This window comes from Bradyrhizobium sp. 134, from assembly GCF_023074155.1.
Taxonomy (GTDB): Bacteria; Pseudomonadota; Alphaproteobacteria; order Rhizobiales; family Xanthobacteraceae; genus Bradyrhizobium.
The window spans coordinates 1-2,144 of the sequence record NZ_JADPKX010000011.1; the positions used below are offsets into that span (position 1 = coordinate 1).

At 60.0% G+C, this 2,144-nt stretch carries 2 protein-coding genes and 1 pseudogene; 1 reads left to right on the top strand and 2 read right to left on the bottom strand.

The window, feature by feature from the left end; translation table 11 throughout:
* Window positions 1-305, bottom strand: a 305-nt coding sequence (locus tag IVA75_RS05040) for a transposase (protein ID WP_247287487.1), incomplete at its 3' end; no start/stop codon positions are given.
* Window positions 306-628: 323 nt separating this feature from the next.
* Window positions 629-1,663, bottom strand: a complete 1,035-nt coding sequence (locus tag IVA75_RS05045; RefSeq protein ID WP_247287488.1) for an IS110 family transposase — start codon at window positions 1,661-1,663, stop codon at window positions 629-631.
* Between the two features lie 205 nt (window positions 1,664-1,868).
* Between IVA75_RS05045 and IVA75_RS05050 the strand changes: the two are divergent.
* Window positions 1,869-2,144, top strand: a pseudogene (locus tag IVA75_RS05050) (IS701 family transposase); the annotation flags it as partial.

Genomic DNA, 2,144 nt, shown 5'->3' on the forward strand with positions numbered 1-2,144 from the left:
TGCGCTTTGATCGAGGTGGAGTCGATCGACAAAGCCACTCGGTCCTTGCCGCAGCGGGCGAGCGCTTCAAAGATCGCCTGCCAATGTCCGCGCTTAGCCCAGCGATTGAACCGATTGTAGATCGTCGTGTAAGGGCCATAGTCGGACGGGCAATCGCGCCAGCGTGCGCCGCACTGGAGCATGTGAATGATACCGCTGATAATGCGTCGATCGTCTTCGCGCGCCGGGCCGGTCTGGTTTGTTGGCAGATGCGGCTCTATCTGAGCCCACTGCTTGTCGTTGAGCCAGAACAGTCCTTTGCGCATCGAAGTCCCCCGTGCCGAATCAACTTGGCACCAGGGAATCAGAACTCGCTAATTAGGTACAGGCCCTTCTGTAATGGGGCCGATGATGTCAAGCCTCCCGGTGAACGTCGCGCCGCCGAGCTCATGCTTCTGTCCGTGGTCAACGCCTGGCCGCCACATCATGCTGTCAGAGGGAGCGGTGAGCCTATCTAGATACGCGTGGTTCGTCGGACGACGGCCACTGGGCGTGTAACGGCTTCACCGCATCCACCGTCCCGGCGACGGGACTTCGGGCACTGGGCTTCTGTTCAGCCCGGTTGCATTCCGGCTCTTCTCCTCGTGCTCTATGCTGCGATCGGGCCCGTTTCAGCCCATCGGTAAGTTGTGCCGTCGACCCAGATCCGATGCAGGATCACTGCAAGCTTACGTGCCAAGGCAACTTTTGCGCGCTTCGAGCCTCGCCGCTTGGCGACGTCCATCCCCCAGCGCTTAAGTTTTGAGAACCGCGTGATGCGCGATAGCAAAACGTTGGCGGCTTCATACAATACCGTGCGCACCATCTCGTCACCGGCCAGCGTGATTCCGCCCGTGACGTCCTTTTCTCCCGATTGGTACTTCTTTGGCGTGAGCCCGAACAGCGCACCTGCCGCCTTCGATTTCGCGATGCGATGAGGGTCATCAATCGCCGATTTGTAGGTGATGGCCACCAAGGGACCAACCCCCGGCACGGTCATAAGCCGGCGACAGACCGCATCGTCACGCACAGTTGCCAGCACAGCCTTGTGCAGCCTTCCGTACTCTGCCTTCAAGGCAGATCGCGCCGAAAGCATCGCACCGGCAATGCGCTCTAATGTCGCCTGACCAGTAACCAACTCTCGGATCCGCGCTTCGAAATTCCTCCGCGTCACCGGGCCAACCTTCAGCCCGAAGCCACGCAAAATCCCTCGGATACTTAATTCCACATCGATAAGTCGCCCGAGAAGCTGTTTGCGCGCGATCAGGAGTGCCCGGATCTCCTGCGCACCGACCGACTTTGCGTGCACCGGCTGGAACCAGCCCATCCGGATCAACTGGGCTATCCCGCGGGCATCCTTGCGATCAGTCTTTACCGTCATCGCCGATAATGCGGCCTTTACGTGCCGTGTTTCCAGCAGAACCGTTTCGAATCCTGCTTTTCTCAGCCCCGCATGCAGCCATTGGGATAGCGGCCCAGCCTCCAGCCCGATCCGCTCCACTGCAAAGCCGAGCGTCTCAAAAAACTCAACTAAGGCGTCGGGTTCGCTTGCGACCTTCGCCTCTCTCAGGATCTTACCCTGGGCATCCACAACGCACACGCTCGACAGTTCCAATGACACGTCGATTCCGGCATAGTTCTCCACGGCTGTCCTCCGTCTCTGGATGCTTGGGGCCGACTCAAGTCGTGACCCCGTTTCATCATCTATTGGGGGACAGCCACCATCATGATCCCTTCCTCGGAGCAGGGGCCCATTACGGCATCTAGTAGACGGTGCGTTGGCCGATAGCGGGAGTGTGTCCTAGCATTACAGTTGCTTTGTTTGCGGGCTTCTGAATCCATGGGCAACCATGATTCGAATGTCGTGGACGCGCGCCGCGTCGATTGAGGAGACGCTTGCGTTGTGGGCGGCGTCGCTTCGAGAGGTCAAGCAGCGGATACGTCCGTTGTTCACGCAAGAGCGTGTGGCGACGAATGCAGGCCTGTTCCTGGAAGGTCTGCTCGGAGATGAGCAGCGCAAGACCGGTTGGATGCGCGCGGAGGCGGCTGGCGATCCCGGCCCATGGCGGCAGCAGGCGATCCTGGGTCGCGGGGATTGGGACGCTGATGCCCTGCGCGACATCGTC